Source organism: Pantoea eucrina, assembly GCF_002095385.1.
Classification (GTDB): Bacteria; Pseudomonadota; Gammaproteobacteria; order Enterobacterales; family Enterobacteriaceae; genus Pantoea; species Pantoea eucrina.
Genome location: NZ_MIPP01000002.1, coordinates 156,011 through 173,411 on the forward strand (window position 1 = coordinate 156,011; position 17,401 = coordinate 173,411).

Below are 17,401 nucleotides of genomic sequence, written 5' to 3' on the forward strand. Positions count from 1 at the left end.
ACAATCTTAATGCGGCTGTTTTTGCAGTGCGGCCCGGAGGTTACGCAGTGACGTGCTGATAATGCTCCACGCGTCTTTTGGTTTGTCATGCTCAATGATAAACCACTTTACGCCGCTGTTTTTGGCTGCAGGCAGAATGGCTGACCAGTCCAGTAATCCCTCACCCAAGGGCGCAAAGTTCATTTCATCGTCCCGGATGCCGATTGAGGCATTGTCTTTAGCGTGAATGGCATAAACCCGTCCCGGATAGGCTTTGAGAAAACGAAGCGGATCCTGACCACCGCGCGATACCCAGGCTGCGTCCATCTCAAGTTTGAGATTATCCGGTGAAGAGTGATTCAGGATAATTTCCAGTGCCGTTACACCCCCATATTTTTTCATTTCAAAGTTATGATTGTGGTAAGCAAGTTGCAGGCGATCATGGCGCAGTTTTGCTCCCATCGCATCCAGACGTCTGGCAAAGTCGATCCAGCCCTGAGAACTGTCAGGACGATCCTGCGGCTCAATCCATGGGACAACGATAGTGCTATTGCCAACTGATTTATTAAAGGCGACCGTTTCGGCGTAATTTGTTTCCAGTGCTGAAAGCTGCACGTGCGCTGAGGTAACGGTAAGATCGTTCTTTTTCAGCAGGGAGCTTAACTGTTTAGCGCTGAGGTCGTGCGTTCCGACTATTTCTACGTGCTTAAACCCGGCATCATGCGCCATGGCAAATTGTTTTTCTGCCGGACCGGCATTGCGCAGGGTATACATCTGCAGAGCGATACTGTCATCCACATTCACTGCCAAAGCAGCAGTGGAAGTCATTGCTGTTGAAGCCAGAAGGCAGGTGCTAAAGACTAAGTGACGAAGCATAATTTTTCCCGTTTCCAAAAAGTAATCGATTACAAAAGTAACGCAAAAAGTAATCGATTACTTTTAGAATGCGCAATGGATACAAAAATTGTGACTGAACTCATATCTCTAAAGCAGGGTGCTTCCGGAAATTTGCGGCAGCGTGATTTTCCGGTATTTAAAATTGCGCGTCATCACATCATTCTTATCCAGATTTTTCGGAGAATGGCAGGCCTTCCATCCATGTTCCTGAATCCACAGAATCTGAACAGGCCTTTCGGGGGCCTGGTTATCTGGCAGAGCATTGCGTCTGCCTGCTCAGAAATAGTTCGATAATGTGCCGCTGTACACCTGTATAACAGGCTCTATTTTACCTTCAGGCACTCTTTCGCCGCTAATCCTGTTAGCTTCAGGATGATAACCCGCTCAGTGAAACTTTTAATGCTTCAAGAAAAAGCGTTACGCGGCAGGGAAGATAGCGTTTAGTTGGCAATAGTGCCCAAATTGCCAGCATGTGTGGCTCTGCATCTTTCAGCGGTATTTCGATAAGCTCGCCTTTCGCCAGCTCCTGCTCAACATCAACTTTTGTCAGCTGAGCAATTCCGGCCCCTGCTTTACACATTGATCGTACACCCTCAACGCTATTACAGGTGAATCGTGGGTCAAAAACATAATTTATGGTTGCGGTATTCTGTATAAACGTCCATTGCGCCACCATTGCCGTTTTGAGACACCAGTGATCAGAAAGGTCTGCCAGAATTACAGGCTGGCCATATTGCGAAATATATTCTGGTGATGCACAAAGGATACGCGGGTTATTACTGAGTTTATGTGCAATCAGATTGGAATCTTTGAGTGGTGCCACTCTTATCGCTACGTCATAACCTTGCCCTACAATATCAACCACGTCATCGCTAAGGTTGAGATCGATTTTCAATTTTGGATTTTTTTTCATCAATTCCGGAAGCAGGGGCAGAATGTTGCGCCGGCCAATACCTGACGGAGCCGACATCTTTAGCAAGCCTGATGCCCCGGCAATTTCATTATTGAACATGACCCGGGCGCTTTGTTCCGCCTCGGTGATAGTTCTGGCGTAGGGAAGAAACTCTTCACCTTCACTGGTTAGCGACACAGCACGGGTGGTGCGCTGAAACAGCCGTACGCCCAGATCCTTTTCAAGCTGAGCAAGGTGCCGGGAAACGGTCATTGCGCTCATGCCCAGTCTTCGCGCAGCCCGGCTCAGGTTACAGGTTTCAGCAAGAACGATGAATAATTCAATATGCTTTACATTCATTATATCTGATTCCGTTATACAGTGATGCTTTAAGTCGCGTTTATATTCTCCTTCAGTCTCTATTATAATGGCATTCATTATAATTAACTGAGAGTATTTTCCATGCCACATACTTCACTGTTCGATACTGCTTCTATTGGAAATGTCATATTTAAAAACCGGATTATGGTCGCTCCCATGACGCGTATTTCCGCTTCGGAAAGCGGTGTGCCGGGAGAAAAGATGCTGAATTACTACACCCGGTTTGCGCGCGGTGGATTTGGCGCCCTGATTACTGAGGGTATCTATATCGATACGGCATGGTCGCAGACCTATGCGTTTCAGCCGGGCATAGTTAATGATGAGCAGATATCAGGCTGGAAACAGGTTGTCAGGCATTCTCATAACGCCGGTGCGCGCATTATTGCTCAGCTGATCCATGCTGGCGCGCTGTCTCAGCACAATATTTATCGCCCTGGTACCGCGGCGCCTTCAGCCATAAAACCTAAAGGTCAGCAGCTGGAGTTCTATCATGGTTCTGGTGAGTACGGCATACCTGAGGCACTGGGTGAACAGCAGATTCAGGCAATTATCACCAGTTTTGCTGATAGCGCCGGGCGGGCCGTGAGCAAGGCCGGATTCGATGGAGTGGAGATTCATGCGGCTAATGGTTATCTGCTTGACCAGTTCCTGACAGATTATACCAATGCGCGCAGCGATGAATGGGGTGGGACACTCGAAAATCGTCTGGCTATTACGCTAAGCGTTATCCGCGCGGTGCGCAAAGAAATCGGTACGGATAGCGTGCTGGGCGTCAGAATTTCGCAGGGAAAAGTAAATGATTTTCATCATAAATGGAAAGAGGGTGAGAGCGGAGCCAGAACAATTTTTACTCTGCTTGCCGCAGCCGGCGTCGATTACATTCATATAACTGAATACAAATCGTGGTTGCCTGCGTTTGAAGATGGTCAGAGAAGCCTTGTTGAAATTGCGCGGGAAGCGGCTCCGGATACTGTGATTATCGCTAATGGCGGCCTTGATGATGGTAAGCTGGCAGAACAACTGCTCGGTATGGGCGCTGATTTTGTTGCTATCGGTAAGGCTGCGCTGGCTAATCCTGACTGGCCTCACAAAGTTGAGAGCAATTTACCGCTTGAGAGTCTGCCTGAGGATATTCTTTCGCCAGTTGCGGACATAAAGGAAAAAGAACAGATCTGATATTCAATCTGCGCAGGTGATATCAGAAGATAAATAGTGGATGACGGAACAAAGAAAACTATCGGTTTTTTTGAGATGCATGGCATCTTTACGCGTCCGTGAGCAGGTTGCCCCTGCTGAATGAGTAAACGTTCTGTCTGAAAAGTCCGGGTCTTATTACCAGGGAGGCACGGACTGATATAAAACCTGCCTGTTCAGTTGATTAATATAAAATATCTTCATTGTATTTTTTAACACGAGCTGTTTTTTTTGCGGCTCGCGTTAAATGATCTTATCGTGACCTGTCTCCAATAGATTTCGCGGAATTTAGCGCGGTAAAATCTCCTCTCTTTATCACTGTCTATACTGATTAATACACTTCTGATTTCCCTGCATGGCTGCGTATGGTTAATAGCCAGACGTCAGCCACCTCATCGATATTCTGGAGAATAATATGCATAAGAATAAAACGTTGAAAACAGTACTGGTTCTGTCAGCAGTTGTCGCCATGTTTAGCACAGCTGGCGTATATGCTCAGACGCCAGCCAGCACCGTGCAGGATGGTGCTGCAGGCCAGAGCGCAGCGGGCGGCAAACTGAGCGCCAGCGATGAAAAAGCGCTGAAGGATATGGCGCAGGCCAATATCAATGAAGTCGCTGCCGGCAAAATTGCGCTGACGAAAGCGGAAAGCAGCGAAGTGAAGGCCTATGCACAAAAAATGGTAGACGATCACAGCGCTGCGCTGACCAAAGTTCAGACGGTCGCCGGGCAAAAAGGCGTAACGCTGCCGACTGAACCGGATGCGAAGCACAAAACGATGGCCGCTCAGCTGGAAAAACAGAGCGGTGCCGCATTTGACAAGATGTATATGACTAACGCCGGCACGAAAGATCACAAGATGGTGCTGTCGACCCTGCAGCGTGACGCCAAAATGATTAAGGATCCCGATGTCAAAGCACTGGCTGACGCACACACGCCGGTTGTTGAAGAGCATCTGAAGTCTGCCGAACAGATGTCACAAGCCGGTAAATAACTATCTTGCGCGCTCCCGCAACCTGCGTTGATGGCGTTGCGGAAAAAAGCGCTGATGAGTGTCAGTTATGAAGAGCAGGCGCGGCGCTTATTCGTTAAGTCGCCGCCTGATATCCGCCTGGCTGCAGTCCCATGCTGACACTCACCTGCAGGCTATTGTGTTCACCATCTTTATTGGCCTGATTCTCTCATCGGCTTTCTCTGCGCTGGTGGTTTACGCTCAGGAAATTGTCCCGGGTCGTGCAGGGATGGTCACCGGGCTCATGTTTGGCGTCAGCGGGCTCGCCGCCGCCGGTCCTGGCAAGATGGCAGATATATACGGCATTGAGTGGGTTTATGGCCTGTGTGCTTTCCTGCTGCTGCTGGGCTGTTTATGCCGGATAAAAAGCGCGGCCGGTAATACCCTATAAGCGAGATTGCTGAAAAAGGGACAAACCGGGCTATTACCCGGTTCTATCGTTGGTATAACCGCTCGCACGCGGCATATCTACTGGCGGGTATGGCTGACGGACCAGATGAGATAAAACAATTAACGTCCTGTTCACACATCCTGTTCGCGCAACGTTTTACCAACATTGCCACCCGGATGAACGTTCAGCAGCCGCTTCTGATCGAAGCCGTTACGCAGCATAATGTTTCCGCACAGCGCATCAAACACCGCCAGCACCAGCACAATAGAGGTAGTGGCTAACATATTAAGCGGGTCGATTTCACGCTGGATATGTGTTTTAACCACCAGCGTGGCGGCGCGGGCAATGGCTGAGTCCGGGTTCTCCGTCACGCTAATAATCGTCACGCCTTTGGTTTTAAGCGTCGGTAGCAGGCGCGTCAGTTCTTCAGAGTTGCCGCCTCGCGATATCAGGATCATCAGGTCGTTGCTGCGCATGAAGCCCAGATCGCCATGGGCCGCATCGGTAGCGCTGAGATACACTGCCGGCTGCTCGACGCATGCCAGCATGTGGGCGATTTTTCGGGCGGCGATGCCCGAGGTGCCAACGCCCGTCACGGCAATTTTTCCCTTGCAGCCGGTGATCAGCATCAGCAGCTGCTGCCAGGTCGCGGCATTGAGATGACGCTGCAGCGCCAGCAACTCCTGACTGTAGGTCTGCCAGCCCTGACACGCCAGGGCAAATTCTTCATCCGCATTCATTGCGTTTCCCCCTGCATCAGATGCCGGTATTTCATACTGTCATGATACATCTCATGGAAGACGCGATACTTACGATCGTAATACTCTTTGATTTTGTTTGTCTGTGGCGTGATGGTCTTACCAATGCGGCTCATGGCAGCCATCGCTTCTGGCAATGATTCATAAGCGCCCGCCGCGACGGTGCCCATCATTGCGCTGCCAAGCAGCATCGCTTCACTCTCTTCCGGCAACAGCATTGCGCAGCCCGTCGCATTGGAATGCTCCTGCACAAAGATTGGGTTTTTGATGCCGCCACCACACGCCATCATAGTATCAATGCAGTAACCATTCTGGTTCATGGTTTCAATAATGTGGCGAGTGCCGAGCGCCAGCGCCTGAATGGTGGCGAGGTAATGCAGCGCCATATCTTCCGGCGTACGTGATAATTTCAGGCCCGTCAGCGTGCCAGTCAGCGTCGGGTTGGCGCGCGGTGAGCGATTGCCGTGAAAATAGGGCAGCATATGAATGTCTTTAGTCAGAAACGCAATATTCTCTGATTCGCCCGCCATGCTGCGCAGAATGCCGTTGAGAACCTCATAGATGTTTTTACCGCTGTCTTTACCCTGTTTAAGCAGATCCTGATAGCAGGGATGCGACTGAATCACATGATCAATCAACGCGCCGGTAGTGGATTGTCCGCCTTCATTCAACCAGTAATCCGGCAGAATTGCCGAATAATACGGCCCCCAGATGCCGCCGATATAGCGCGCGCTACGCGACATCGCCATATGCGCCGTAGATGTGCCGCCAATGAGTGCGATGCGGTTGTCAAAATCCGCTGATTCGCCGGATACACCACTGGCGCCAAGAATGCCAAGACTGCCTGCGTGAGCATCAATAATCGAGACGCTGACTGCGGTACCCGCTATCAGTCCCATCTCTGCGGCAGCGCGCTGTGTCAGCCCATGCCCCAGCGGCTCACCCATAGCTTTCACTTCGCTGCCGATTTTTGATGCGTTGTTTTCCAGCAAATCGTCCAGACCGATCTGACGAAAATAGCCGGGATCCCAGCGGTCTTCGTGACCGATATATGTCCATTTGCAGACGGTGGAACATATCGAGCGCGTGGGGTCCTGCGTGGCGCGCCAGGTAAGAAAATCAGGCAGGTCGAACAGATGTCCGACGTTGCTCCAGGTGGTCGGCATGTGCTGTTTTAGCCAGAGCAGTTTGGGTGTCTGCATCTCCGGAGAGATAATCCCGCCGACAAACTCCAGTACGCGATGGCCGGTGGCATTGATGCGTTCTGCCTGAGTGATGGCGCGATGATCCATCCATACAATAATATTTTGTTCACTGCGTCCTGATGGGCTGACAGTCAGGGGATTGCCCTCTTTATCCAGCACCACCAGCGAGCAGGTCGCGTCAAAACCGACGCCTTTCACCTGAATCGGGTTAATATCCGCCTGACTGACTACGTCTCTTACCGCGTTACAAACGGCCTGCCAGATCTCGTCGGAAGATTGCTCAACAAAATCGGCTTTCGGGCGGTATAATGTGATCTCACGGCTGGCCTGACCGAGCATACGACCACTCATATCGAAAACCCCTGCGCGGGCGCTGCCGGTTCCTACGTCTACGCCGATAAAATAACTCGCCATGTTCTTTCCTTTTTTTAGAAAGCTTTCGCTTATGATTTTCTGTTTTGCAGAGCGATAAACAGGATCAGAACGCATCCCCACAGCGCCATGGTCAGGTAACTGCTGACGCCCATCAGATTCAGGCCGCTCTCCAGCATTTGCAGAACGATTAGCGCCAGCACCAGCCCGAGGACCCGGCCAAAACCGCCGTCAGGGTTAATTCCGCCGAGCACAGAGGCCAGAATGGTCACCAGTAAATAGGCATCGCCGTAACCCGCTTTCGCCGAGTTAAATTTGGACATCATCAGCAGTGCTGCACCCCATCCGAGCAGCGCCGAAAGCACGTACACTGCGATGGTGACTTTGTGCGTATTAACACCGCTAAAGCGCGTAGCCTGTTCATTGGAGCCCATCAGATACAGGCTGCGACCCAGCGTGGTATGTTCCAGCAGGACCCACAGCAGCAGTGCTACCAGCAGGAATAACAGCAGCGCAACCGGAATGCCCATCAGGCTACCGTTACTGAGATACTGAATGGCCGCTGGAAAACCGGAAAGCACTGTGCCGTTGGTCAGCAGAATATTCAGCCCGGCGATAAGTGTCATAGTACCGAGCGTCGCCAGAATCGGCGAAACGCCGATATATGCGATCAGCGCACCATTGAGCACGCCAATGACCACCGCTACGGCCAGTCCGGCGAGCATCGCCAGTGCGAAATAGTGCGGCTGGTCAGGGTGGGCCACCAGAATGGCCGCCATCACCAGCGAACAGGCATTGGCACCGGCGATGATCGAAAGGTTGATACCGCCGGTAAGCATGGTAATGCCCATCCCCAGCGCCAGCATGCCCAGAATCGGTAACTGTGAAGCGATTGACTGGAAATTGCCGACGCTGTAGAAGCTGCCGCCCAGCGTGAACGAAAACAGTACGGCAACGGCTACGATAATCAGTAACTGCAAACGAATGATGCGGTCGCCGGGGAAGAGTCGGTTTATGGTTGTCATGTCACATTCCCTTTGCCAGTTTGCGTTTTTCATTCCACGCGGTGCTGCTGATGCTGACCAGAATGATTACGCCGCTGAATACCTGATGCCAGTAAGCTGAAATGCTGAGTAAGGTCAAACCATTCTGCAGGAAGGCCAGCAGCATCACGCCCAGAATGGTGCCGGTCAGCGAACCACGCCCGCCGGTCATGCTGGTACCGCCTAAAACTACAGCGGCAAGGACCGTCAGCTCATAACCGAGCAGGGAGTTAGGCGCGACTGACTGAGTGATTTGCGCCTGCACCACGGCAGCAATTCCCGCCAGCAAACCCATAAAACCGTAGACGTAGAAATGCAGCCGCAAAATATTCAGACCAAGACGCGAAGCAGCATCACGATTGCTGCCCATAGCGTAAATCTGGCGACCCACGCGGGTCCGGTTCATCAGTACCCCGGTGGCGATGATCACCCCCAGCAGGCTGAGAAGCGGCAGAGTGAGGCCATAGTCGTAGCCATCGGCGGCGGTGAAGGAGAACCAGTTAATGCCGTTCATAAACCAGTCGGGGAAACCGTACAGCCAGGTGCCGTTAGTGAGATACACCAGCAAACCGTAGAACAGGTTCAGTGTGGCGATGGTGATGATGATGGCTGGCACGCGCAGCCAGTAAACCAGAAAACCGTTGACCAGCCCAAGTAGCAAACCGGTACCCATCGACAGAGCAAATGCCAGTGGGAAGCTGCCACCGTGATGGATGATGTAACTCGCCATAACGTATTGGCCGATGGAGGTTACGGCCGGGAAGGAGATGTCGATACCTCCGGCGATCAGCACCACAAACAGACCGCAGGCCAGAATGCCGAGAATGGCGTAGCTGGTGGCGACGTCCGTCAGGTTACCCAGCGTCATAAATTCGCTGGTGCGGACGCTCAGACCAATCACCAACAGCAGAACCAGTAATCCCAGCCAGAATTCGTGCTGTGAAAACAGTTTCGAGAGCGATTTATTACCCATTTATCACCTCCGCAATCTGCGCTTCGCTGCTCTGATGCGGCGCAAATTCCGCTACCAGTTTACCTTTGCGCATTACCAGCACGCGATGGCTGTTGTAATACGCTTCCGGGATCTCATCGCAAATCATCAGCACCGCCATGCCGGACTCCGCCAGATCGCGTGCGATGCGGTAAATTCCCTCTTTGTTGGCAATATCCACACCGACCGTCGGCGAATCGAGGATCAGGATACGTGGCTGCGTCGCCACCCATTTGGCGATGGCGATACGCTGTGCATTACCGCCGGAAAGCGTCTTCACGGGTAAACTGCTGTCCGAAACTTTAATGTTCAGATCGCGGATCAGCTCTTTCACCACCAGGGCGGCTTTGTGATGATCCATCAATCCTGCGCGGGTGTGCAGCTTGTCGAAAATGGATACCAGCGTGTTATCGTAAATGGATTGCTCCATTATCAGCCCCTGCGTCAGGCGGTCTTCTGACACATAGGCAATACCGTGCCGGATAGCGTCACGGTTTGAGTGGAGTTTCACCGCATTACCGTTGATGCGGATCTCGCCGTTGTCTGGTTGACTCATGCCAAACAGACTCAGGCAGAGTTCCGTACGCCCTGAACCGAGCAGACCAACAATCGATGCGATCTCGCCCTGGCGCAGCGACAGCGAGATATCATGATACTGACCCTTGCGGCTCAGATGGCTGATCTCCAGTAACGGCGTAACTTCGGCAGGTGCCCGGTGCGGCAGGTGGCTGTAGGTAAAGCGCTGACCGGTCATCAGGAACGCCAGCTCGTTGCTGTCGAGATCGCTCGCCGGCCAGGTGCCGACCAGTTTGCCATCGCGCATTACGCTGATGCGGTCAGCCACTTCCATTACTTCATCCAGACGGTGGCTGACAAACACCACACAGATACCGGCGGCTTTCAGCTCGCTCACTACCCGCAGCAGGCCATTAACCTCGGTTCGGGTCAGTGAGGCCGTCGGTTCATCCATGATCACCAGCGTGGCATCAGCGGCGATTGCACGGCATATTGCGACTAACTGACGGTCGGCGATCGAAAGTTTTTCTACTTTACGATCCGGATCCAGAGAAACGCCGACGCGTTGCATCGCCGCTACAGCCTTTTTGCGCATTGACTCACGATGTACCCAAAAATCACCGCCCGGGAGATAACGGTTAATAGCAATATTTTCGGCTACCGATAAATTTGGAAAGAGGGACAGATCCTGATAAATAACCTGAATACCGTACCAGGAAGAGAGCTGCGGCGTCAGGGTATGAAATAGTTTTCCGTCCAGCGTAATCGTCGCACCTTTTTCCGGCTGATAGACGCCGGAAATGACTTTAATTATCGTGCTTTTACCACAGCCATTCTGACCGGCCAGACAATGTACTTCGCCTTTATTAAGCGTCAGGCTGACATTATCCAGTGCTAATACGCCGGGGAATTTTTTACTGATCTTCTCAAGACTGATAAAGGCTTCAGCAGGGGCAGGGGGCGCGTTGTGCATATCCATCACAGGTCCTTAAGCATACCGGTTATATTCGGGCTGGGGCTTTGGCTGCATTTACTCCTGCGGATCACTGACGGATGTGATCGCAGGAATTCATGCACACCCAATCCGGGCTATACAGGATATAGGTTTTCAATCTCTCAGTAGAAATTCAGATACAGCACAGCATACAACGCCGTATCTGTTTCTATTTGCCTGGTGTAGCGCGGGAGATAATATATCTCCGGAAAATAAAATAATTAAAATGACCCATCAAAAGCCAAGTGATTTCGCATTCTCTGGTGTGACTTCAAGAATTTTATTAAAGCGGATCACTTTTTTGTCCATATCTACATCGGCTTTGCCCAATTTTTCGATACTCAGCTCTTTAGTCACTTCTTTACCCTGAAGCAGCTGATCGGCAACTGTCACCAGGGCGTAACCGGCATCTTTCGGATCCCACAGCAGAACTTTCTTAATATCACCGCGCATCAGGTAAGGAGCCGCCTGGCCTGGCATAGCGATACCGACAACTGCAATTTTGTTTTTTGCACGTTTCTGCTGAATAGCCTGACCGGCACCGATAGGACCGAGCGAGCCGAAACCGATAATCCCCTTCAGGTCAGGGTAGGTTTTCATTAAATCCAGCGTGGTGGAGTATGACTTATCAATATTTTCGGCCACCGGCAGACGTGAAGTCACTTCATGCATGTCCGGATACTTCTCTTTCTGATATTTAATCGCAGCATCCGCCCACGCATTGTGCAATGGCACGGTCAGAGAGCCGACATAAATGGCGTAACCCCCTTTGCCACCCATATCTTTTGCCAGCTCATCCATGTTGGCCTGAGCATATTTCTGGCTGTCGATGGTTTCGACATCCCACTGGCCAATTTGCTGATCCGGCGATTCATGCGTTAATACCACGATGCCCTGATCGCGGGCTTTTTTCAGCACCGGTTCCAGCACTTTAGCGTCATTGGGTACCACAATGATTGCGTTAACTTTTTTAGCGATCAAATCTTCAATAACTTTGACCTGCTGGGCCGGATCCGGGGTAGACGCACCGACCTGGTATGCGTTGACATCGAGTTTCTGCGCGGCTTCTTTTACGCCGACCTCCATACGGGTAAACCAGGGAATGCCCGTAACTTTGGCAACGACGGCGATATCGTAAGGTTTGGCGGCAAATGAAGGTGTTGTAAATAACATGCATGCTGAAACCACACATGCACTGACTAATGCGAGGTTAAATTTCATTTCGGTACCTTTCTTATGAGGTTCTGATAAAGGGGACAGGCGACAGCTTTCACATCCACGTTCTGAGATTAACGTAAGGGGGTATCGCTTTTCGCTCGCCCTTGAGCGAAATGTGAGCAATGTCCGCATTTGTTAAATTTAATGGTTTTTTATGTAAAAAATAAGTTATAAAAATCCGTTTTGAGTCAGGTTGCTATTTTACGGGGCCGAAAACCTGTATTTTATTAACATAAATTAATCAATATATTAACAATAAATTAACTTAACGGACCATCGGCGGTGTTTTTATCATCAGTCTGGTAGCGGCTATGCTTTTTATTTGAACAGAGTGTGAACAGGGTCACGAAGGCAGCGGGCAGACCCCGGTTTCGCCTTGCGGCAAACCGGGAAGCGACGTAAACCGTCCGGTTGTGGCGCTAAGCGGACTGACATCGGGCTGATGTCCGCTATGGGCGAGAAGCGGACATCATGACGGTGTGACGTGTGTATTAAGGTATTTACTTTTTCATACAGTGATTATCACCTGAAATATCATCTCATCGATCAGTATCAATCCTGGACAAAGTAGTGGTGCGTCATATGTTTATCGCGTTAGTCTGACCGCCTGGAAGGACCATAAGCAAGAAGCGTTGTATGGAAATTATTTTAATGCGTCATGGAAAGCCCGCTTTTACAGGTTCTGCGAAAGTAACGAGCCGTGAAATGTCCAACTGGATTGCAGATTATGATCGTTCTGATACAGGAGAAGATATACCGCCTGAGTCCAGTGAATCATTGGCGTTCAGCGCATCGTAAATCCTCAGTAGCCCTCTTCCCAGAGCACTTTCTTCCCTGAAAGCATTAGACCTTGAACCGGATGTCATTGATGAGGTTTTCAGGGAAGCAGATCTGCCGGTATTTCCTATGCCCGGTTTCAGGCTATCACCGACCGTATGGGCTGTTTTTTTCCGCGTCATGTGGTTATGCGGCATATCCCGTGACGTAGAGCGCGTCGGAACAGCAAAGAAACGTGCTATTCAGGCTGCGGGTATCCTTGCAGCGTTTGCAAAAAGATCTGACGGTACCGTGCTGCTTATGGGACATGGAGTAATGAATCGGCTAATTGCAAGGGAACTGAGGTCATTGGGTTTTAAAGAATATCGTTGTCAGGGTAGTGGTTACTGAAACGCAAGTAGCTACAGGCTTCAGTAAGTAAATATGGAAAGGGCATATCTGGCCTATTCAGACATTGGAAATGAGTCGTTTCGTTTCCGGCACACAACAAACAGATACAACCGCTACGGTTCGTTTTGATTGAAAATTATACTATCAGTCGTTGTGCTGCTTGTCTGGGGACATGTATGCTTTCTGCCCCTTCTGAATGTTAAGAAACACATATGCTCTCTACGTCAGGATCATCTTCCTGATGCCTTAGCACGCGCTATACCTGCATATGCACGCTCACAATCCGCAACCACAAAGATAACCTGCATCGTCATTTTTACGGCCGGACCGGTGAGAGCTGCTCTACCCAACGCCGGGCCGTGACCGCGTAGTTCTGACATAGAAATCAGCTCAACAGTTTTTCTGTTCTCCGGAGCACGTCATCCAGGGTGTCTAAGCATACAGGAATAGAATCTTTTCTGACTGCAACAGCAGTACCCGGGTCCGGACAGTAGTATGTTCAATTAAGCCATTCAGATATGTTTGCTCACAGCGAACATTCAGGTTTTCTATAATTGATATTGGTTTACGATGCAGTCGCGCACAGCAGGTAATTGTATGATAAAAAAAGCAGATCACGTCGGATTTTCAGTCAGAAGCATTGAAGAGTCATTATTTTTCTGGACTGATATTCTTGGCGGAAAGTTATTACGCGAAGGAAAAATGTCTGGGCCTATCATTGATGAAGTGACAGGCGCAAGGGGCGCTGATGTGCGAATGGCGTTGCTTGAACTGGCTGGCATCAAAATTGAATTACTGCAATACGATAACATCAAACAGCCAGAAGAACCTTCAGTACCTTATATCCCTGGCTATGCTCACCTTGCATTTATAGTTGAGGATATTGATACGCTCTTGAGTAAAGCATCTGAGTATGGCTGGAAGACACCAGGTAAACCTCAGACAATCTTATCAGGCCCCATGCAGGGAACCAGAGTAATCTATTTACAAAGCCCCGATGGACAGACACTAGAGTTGATGGAGCAGGGTCAATAAAGTCCACATCGTGTCACCGCGTACTGGTATGACGCACATGCAGGCGGTCGCCGGGTCAGGCATCATTCTGCAGCGCGACGGCCGGAGCTGCTGAACAGGGCTGGACTATTCAAGGTCAATCACACGCAGTCCTGACCAGCACCGCTCTCCGGCACCGGTTATCAGTACGACGGGCGCCTCACTGAAGCTGCTCAGCAGGGTGCATACCCGGCTCATTAAATCCGTAATCTTTTCAGAACCCACGTAGACGAACTCGTCCGTCGGCAGGGCATACGTGAACCCCCGCCTGCAGACGACGCTTCGTGAAAAACCGTTCTCATGCATGGCAAACATCATCTCAATGTGCGCTTTTTCGGTCTGCTCCTTTAACTCAATCCGGACTGTATAACTGGCCATAGCGATACCTGACAGATGTATAATTTAAGATAACTTAAATTATAGGTGTTCCTGAACAAATGACGGGCTATTGAGATATGTCCTAAGCAAATGTGCTTACTGTTCTGAGCCCCCGTCCTGATCAACTCCGGGAGAACTCAGCCCGCTGCGTACCTTAACGTCCGCAAAGAGCGAGAAGCGGACGTTATATCAATGGACGTCATGTCTCAGAGAGGATATGAGAAAACGGCATTAGAACCGATCAGTTATCGCCATCCGGTTATGAGCAATAAATCAAAGGCCAAATATAGCCTCAATTTCAATTGAGAGGTCAGGTGAAAAGAGGCGGCTGACTTCTACGAGCGAGCTGGCTGGCAAGTGATTACCGTAATTTTGGTACAATACTTTGCGTAACTCGTCGATCTCCTCAAAAGAGGTAATGAATATGGTTACTTTGATTAGGGCTGAAAAATCTGTACCTTCTATGCTGATTATTTTCCTGATTTGGCTGAATATTTCCTGTGCCTGTCCAGCAATACCTTTATGTTGAGCACTTGTACCAAACGCAGTCAACCCTGAAATGTAGAGCGTACTGTTATGTTTTACAGAGTGAACATAAGGAGCCTTTACTTCACCTAGTTCGGGATAATTCTTCCGTAACACATTGTTCATAATGAGATCCTTTCCGGAAGTGAGGAAATAACGACCTTACCATCGTCCTCTTAATGTTCAATCTTAATTTTTTAATTATGAAACGTGCAACGTCCGCTTCTGGCACAAAGCGGGCCGATACTGGAGCAACGTCCGCTTTGAGCGAAAAACGGTCGCACTTTAGTCTTGTCTGGACGGAATTGTAACCGGCACTTTTATTACCCATTGTATCCATCCCTTTACGCTCTAACCCATTATGATAAATCTGTTTCTAAACCTGGAATGCTTCTCGTTTATCACGGGAAAAGATAATAAGGATCTTCCTCATGGCAATAAGTATACAAACCCCTCTTATACATTCACTGCCCTTAAGCCAGCATTGTGGATGCCTTGTCTGGCTTAAAATGGAATCTTCCCAGCCGACGGGATCGTTCAAGCTCAGAAGTGCAGAGAACATTTGTCGCCATTATGCGGAAAGGGGCGCAACAGCTTTCATCAGTTCATCGGGCGGCAATGCAGGCATAGCGGTGGCACATTGCGGCCGCAAACTGGGGCTGCCGGTCACTGTGGTTGTGCCGGAAACCACGTCTGACAGGGCAAAACAGCTTATTGAACAGGAGGGTGCAAGAGTTGTTGTGCACGGAAAAGTATGGAGTGAGGCGAACGACTACGCCCTGTCACTGGCGACGGATGACATTATCTGTGTACATCCCTTTGATCATCCACTTTTGTGGGAAGGTATCAGCACAATCGTGGATGAGGTCATCAGCGAAGGGGTAACGCCTGATGCGGTAATTCTTTCTGTTGGCGGCGGGAGCATGCTGTCCGGTATCGCTCAGGGACTGGTGAAACATCAGCTTGGTCATATTCCGGTTTACGCCGCAGAAACCCAGGGTACGGCCTCTCTTCGCGCCTCGCTTAATGCCGGCAGGCTGGTACGTCTTGATAAGGTCAGCGGCATAGCCACGACGCTGGCCGCAAGCCAGGTGTGCGAAAATGTTTTCAATGTGGCCAGCCGTATGGACGTCAGAAGTATGCTGGTTTCAGACCAGGAAGCGCTGAATGCCTGCCGGTGCTTTCTCGATGACCATCGGGTGCTCACTGAGCCTGCATGCGGTGTATCACTCTCACTTTTGTACGACAAAAAAGTCTTATTCAAGCCGGCTGATAATGTACTGGTCATCGTATGCGGCGGGGCCTCTGTCACGCTGGAAGGGATCGCGAGCTGACAGAAGAGCGCATTTATCCTGCCAAAGTTTATGAGCAAAAGGATGGGCGAACTGCCCGGTTAATTAACTTGTTTTAAAGTGAGTTATGCCCTCTTTGGCACAAACAGACTGGCGCGTGGGTCAGGTCCGCTATGAGCGAGCAGCGGACATTTCACTTATGACAGCTGAGGGGTTCTAATACGTTGAACATAACTGACCTATTGCGCTCTTGAAGTCAGGCCAGTGAAGTGTTCCCTCACCATATCCGTTAACTCGAAAATACAATCGAGATGTGTACTATCTGCCACAACCCGACTGCTTACATTCGGATTGCCGCAGTTCCTGAAAAATTCTTCCATACGGCTTACATCAAACAGTTCATCATGCTCAGCAAGCATGATTGTTACTGGAATAGAGATTTCTTTAAGTTGCCTTTCAGGATTACGAGGGGTAAGAGCGTTAGCCATATTAACGCTGTATGTCTGAACAAAGTCAGGCCTTGCATTAATAACCTCACAGGGGAAATTAAGCCTTACTCCTGCACGACGTCCATATAGAAAACCTGCACTCATAGCATTGATTATGAAGCTCAAACGGTTTATCGATGCAAAGGGAGAGGAAAACTCGCGGTTCAGAGCAGGAGGTGAAAAAGGACCTAATGCTGGGGCTAGCAAGATCAGGCTTTCAACAACCCTCGATAGAGAGTATCGGGTAAAGTAATTTATCAGCATACCGCCTCCACTGGAGTGCCCAATCAAGTGAATTCTGGCATCAGGAAAAGAGGTTCGGACATAATCAATGACGACATCCACATCACGCCAGATTTGAACAGGACTGGAAGCTTCTCCCCGGACACCTACCGAACGACCGTGCCCACGGATATCGACGAGACAAACACAGACGGGCAGATCGTAACTCAACTGTCGTGCAAGAATGTCGTAGCCAGCGTCAGAGTTGACCCCGCCACCATGGTAGACAATAAGAACCTCATCAAGGGCTGCCATTGGCCTGTATACCCGGATATATAAATCATTGATCCGGCTTTCGGTGATGTTATCAGAAGGGAGTAATGAAGCGTTAAATTGCTCATAGCGTTCGACAAAACGGGTGAAGTCAATCACG

Annotated in this window: 16 protein-coding genes and 1 pseudogene; 6 read left to right on the top strand and 11 right to left on the bottom strand. The window is 50.1% G+C overall.

What is annotated here, in order from left to right; genetic code table 11:
* Positions 1–6 precede the first annotated feature (6 nt).
* Complete coding sequence (locus tag HA43_RS02110; protein ID WP_233496277.1) at positions 7–807, bottom strand: sugar phosphate isomerase/epimerase family protein; 801 nt, start codon at positions 805–807, stop codon at positions 7–9.
* 436 nt (positions 808–1,243) lie between these two features.
* The gene (locus HA43_RS02115) at positions 1,244–2,128 is read right to left on the bottom strand and encodes a LysR family transcriptional regulator (protein ID WP_071668195.1); all 885 of its coding nucleotides are present in this window, start codon (positions 2,126–2,128) and stop codon (positions 1,244–1,246) included.
* Between the two features lie 102 nt (positions 2,129–2,230).
* On the opposite strand from HA43_RS02115, the gene HA43_RS02120 reads away from it, so the two are divergent.
* From HA43_RS02120 to HA43_RS02130, 3 genes and pseudogenes are all read left to right on the top strand, one after another.
* Complete coding sequence (locus HA43_RS02120; RefSeq protein ID WP_094110831.1) at positions 2,231–3,325, top strand: oxidoreductase; 1,095 nt, start codon at positions 2,231–2,233, stop codon at positions 3,323–3,325.
* A gap of 433 nt (positions 3,326–3,758) precedes the next feature.
* Positions 3,759–4,337 carry a DUF4142 domain-containing protein gene (locus HA43_RS02125; RefSeq protein WP_094110832.1) on the top strand — a complete coding sequence of 193 codons (579 nt, stop codon included), beginning with the start codon at positions 3,759–3,761 and terminating at the stop codon, positions 4,335–4,337.
* Between the two features lie 154 nt (positions 4,338–4,491).
* A pseudogene (locus tag HA43_RS02130) lies at positions 4,492–4,746 on the top strand (hypothetical protein); the annotation flags it as partial.
* Positions 4,747–4,877: 131 nt separating this feature from the next.
* Here HA43_RS02130 and HA43_RS02135 read toward each other — a convergent pair.
* From HA43_RS02135 to HA43_RS02160, 6 genes are all read right to left on the bottom strand, one after another.
* The gene (locus HA43_RS02135) at positions 4,878–5,486 is read right to left on the bottom strand and encodes a KpsF/GutQ family sugar-phosphate isomerase (RefSeq protein WP_094110833.1); all 609 of its coding nucleotides are present in this window, start codon (positions 5,484–5,486) and stop codon (positions 4,878–4,880) included.
* Positions 5,483–7,123 carry an FGGY-family carbohydrate kinase gene (locus HA43_RS02140; RefSeq protein ID WP_094110834.1) on the bottom strand — a complete coding sequence of 547 codons (1,641 nt, stop codon included), beginning with the start codon at positions 7,121–7,123 and terminating at the stop codon, positions 5,483–5,485. Before HA43_RS02140 ends, HA43_RS02135 begins: the two co-directional genes overlap by 4 nt.
* Before the next feature lie 29 nt (positions 7,124–7,152).
* Positions 7,153–8,106 carry an ABC transporter permease gene (locus HA43_RS02145; RefSeq protein WP_071668180.1) on the bottom strand — a complete coding sequence of 318 codons (954 nt, stop codon included), beginning with the start codon at positions 8,104–8,106 and terminating at the stop codon, positions 7,153–7,155.
* 1 nt (position 8,107) lies between these two features.
* Positions 8,108–9,097: an ABC transporter permease gene (locus tag HA43_RS02150; protein WP_071668181.1), complete on the bottom strand. Its 990-nt coding sequence runs from the start codon at positions 9,095–9,097 to the stop codon at positions 8,108–8,110.
* The gene (locus HA43_RS02155) at positions 9,090–10,604 is read right to left on the bottom strand and encodes a sugar ABC transporter ATP-binding protein (RefSeq protein ID WP_128083766.1); all 1,515 of its coding nucleotides are present in this window, start codon (positions 10,602–10,604) and stop codon (positions 9,090–9,092) included. The genes HA43_RS02150 and HA43_RS02155 overlap by 8 nt, the downstream gene beginning before the upstream one ends.
* A 255-nt stretch (positions 10,605–10,859) precedes the next feature.
* Complete coding sequence (locus tag HA43_RS02160) at positions 10,860–11,846, bottom strand: autoinducer 2 ABC transporter substrate-binding protein (protein WP_094110836.1); 987 nt, start codon at positions 11,844–11,846, stop codon at positions 10,860–10,862.
* A 633-nt stretch (positions 11,847–12,479) separates the two neighbouring features.
* Between HA43_RS02160 and HA43_RS19345 the strand changes: the two genes are divergently transcribed.
* Both HA43_RS19345 and HA43_RS02170 read left to right on the top strand, forming a co-directional pair.
* Complete coding sequence (locus HA43_RS19345) at positions 12,480–12,641, top strand: hypothetical protein (protein ID WP_313109747.1); 162 nt, start codon at positions 12,480–12,482, stop codon at positions 12,639–12,641.
* 966 nt (positions 12,642–13,607) lie between these two features.
* Positions 13,608–14,045 carry a VOC family protein gene (locus HA43_RS02170; protein WP_065647619.1) on the top strand — a complete coding sequence of 146 codons (438 nt, stop codon included), beginning with the start codon at positions 13,608–13,610 and terminating at the stop codon, positions 14,043–14,045.
* 105 nt (positions 14,046–14,150) lie between these two features.
* Here the strand turns inward: HA43_RS02170 and HA43_RS02175 are convergent, their stop codons facing one another.
* Positions 14,151–14,441 (bottom strand): hypothetical protein, encoded by a 291-nt coding sequence (locus tag HA43_RS02175; protein WP_094110837.1) that lies wholly within the window; start codon positions 14,439–14,441, stop codon positions 14,151–14,153.
* Positions 14,442–14,714: 273 nt separating this feature from the next.
* Positions 14,715–15,092, bottom strand: a complete 378-nt coding sequence (locus HA43_RS02180) for a RidA family protein (RefSeq protein WP_094110838.1) — start codon at positions 15,090–15,092, stop codon at positions 14,715–14,717.
* A gap of 305 nt (positions 15,093–15,397) precedes the next feature.
* Between HA43_RS02180 and HA43_RS02185 the strand changes: the two genes are divergently transcribed.
* Entirely contained in the window at positions 15,398–16,300 is a 903-nt protein-coding gene (locus tag HA43_RS02185) for a pyridoxal-phosphate dependent enzyme (protein WP_094110839.1), read from the top strand.
* A 197-nt stretch (positions 16,301–16,497) separates the two neighbouring features.
* On the opposite strand, the gene HA43_RS02190 is transcribed toward HA43_RS02185, so the two are convergent.
* Positions 16,498–17,400 carry an alpha/beta hydrolase gene (locus HA43_RS02190; RefSeq protein ID WP_094110840.1) on the bottom strand — a complete coding sequence of 301 codons (903 nt, stop codon included), beginning with the start codon at positions 17,398–17,400 and terminating at the stop codon, positions 16,498–16,500.
* Position 17,401: the final 1 nt, after the last annotated feature.

Bases quoted from the DNA above. Each gene is read 5' to 3' on its own strand.
- HA43_RS02110 (WP_233496277.1), bottom strand. From the start codon at position 807: ATGACTTCCACTGCTGCTTTGGCAGTGAATGTGGATGACAGTATCGCT.
- HA43_RS02115 (WP_071668195.1), bottom strand. From the start codon at position 2,128: ATGAATGTAAAGCATATTGAATTATTCATCGTTCTTGCTGAAACCTGT.
- HA43_RS02120 (WP_094110831.1), top strand. From the start codon at position 2,231: ATGCCACATACTTCACTGTTCGATACTGCTTCTATTGGAAATGTCATA.
- HA43_RS02125 (WP_094110832.1), top strand. From the start codon at position 3,759: ATGCATAAGAATAAAACGTTGAAAACAGTACTGGTTCTGTCAGCAGTT.
- HA43_RS02135 (WP_094110833.1), bottom strand. From the start codon at position 5,486: ATGAATGCGGATGAAGAATTTGCCCTGGCGTGTCAGGGCTGGCAGACC.
- HA43_RS02140 (WP_094110834.1), bottom strand. From the start codon at position 7,123: ATGGCGAGTTATTTTATCGGCGTAGACGTAGGAACCGGCAGCGCCCGC.
- HA43_RS02145 (WP_071668180.1), bottom strand. From the start codon at position 8,106: ATGACAACCATAAACCGACTCTTCCCCGGCGACCGCATCATTCGTTTG.
- HA43_RS02150 (WP_071668181.1), bottom strand. From the start codon at position 9,097: ATGGGTAATAAATCGCTCTCGAAACTGTTTTCACAGCACGAATTCTGG.
- HA43_RS02155 (WP_128083766.1), bottom strand. From the start codon at position 10,604: ATGCACAACGCGCCCCCTGCCCCTGCTGAAGCCTTTATCAGTCTTGAG.
- HA43_RS02160 (WP_094110836.1), bottom strand. From the start codon at position 11,846: ATGAAATTTAACCTCGCATTAGTCAGTGCATGTGTGGTTTCAGCATGC.
- HA43_RS19345 (WP_313109747.1), top strand. From the start codon at position 12,480: ATGGAAATTATTTTAATGCGTCATGGAAAGCCCGCTTTTACAGGTTCT.
- HA43_RS02170 (WP_065647619.1), top strand. From the start codon at position 13,608: ATGATAAAAAAAGCAGATCACGTCGGATTTTCAGTCAGAAGCATTGAA.
- HA43_RS02175 (WP_094110837.1), bottom strand. From the start codon at position 14,441: ATGGCCAGTTATACAGTCCGGATTGAGTTAAAGGAGCAGACCGAAAAA.
- HA43_RS02180 (WP_094110838.1), bottom strand. From the start codon at position 15,092: ATGAACAATGTGTTACGGAAGAATTATCCCGAACTAGGTGAAGTAAAG.
- HA43_RS02185 (WP_094110839.1), top strand. From the start codon at position 15,398: ATGGCAATAAGTATACAAACCCCTCTTATACATTCACTGCCCTTAAGC.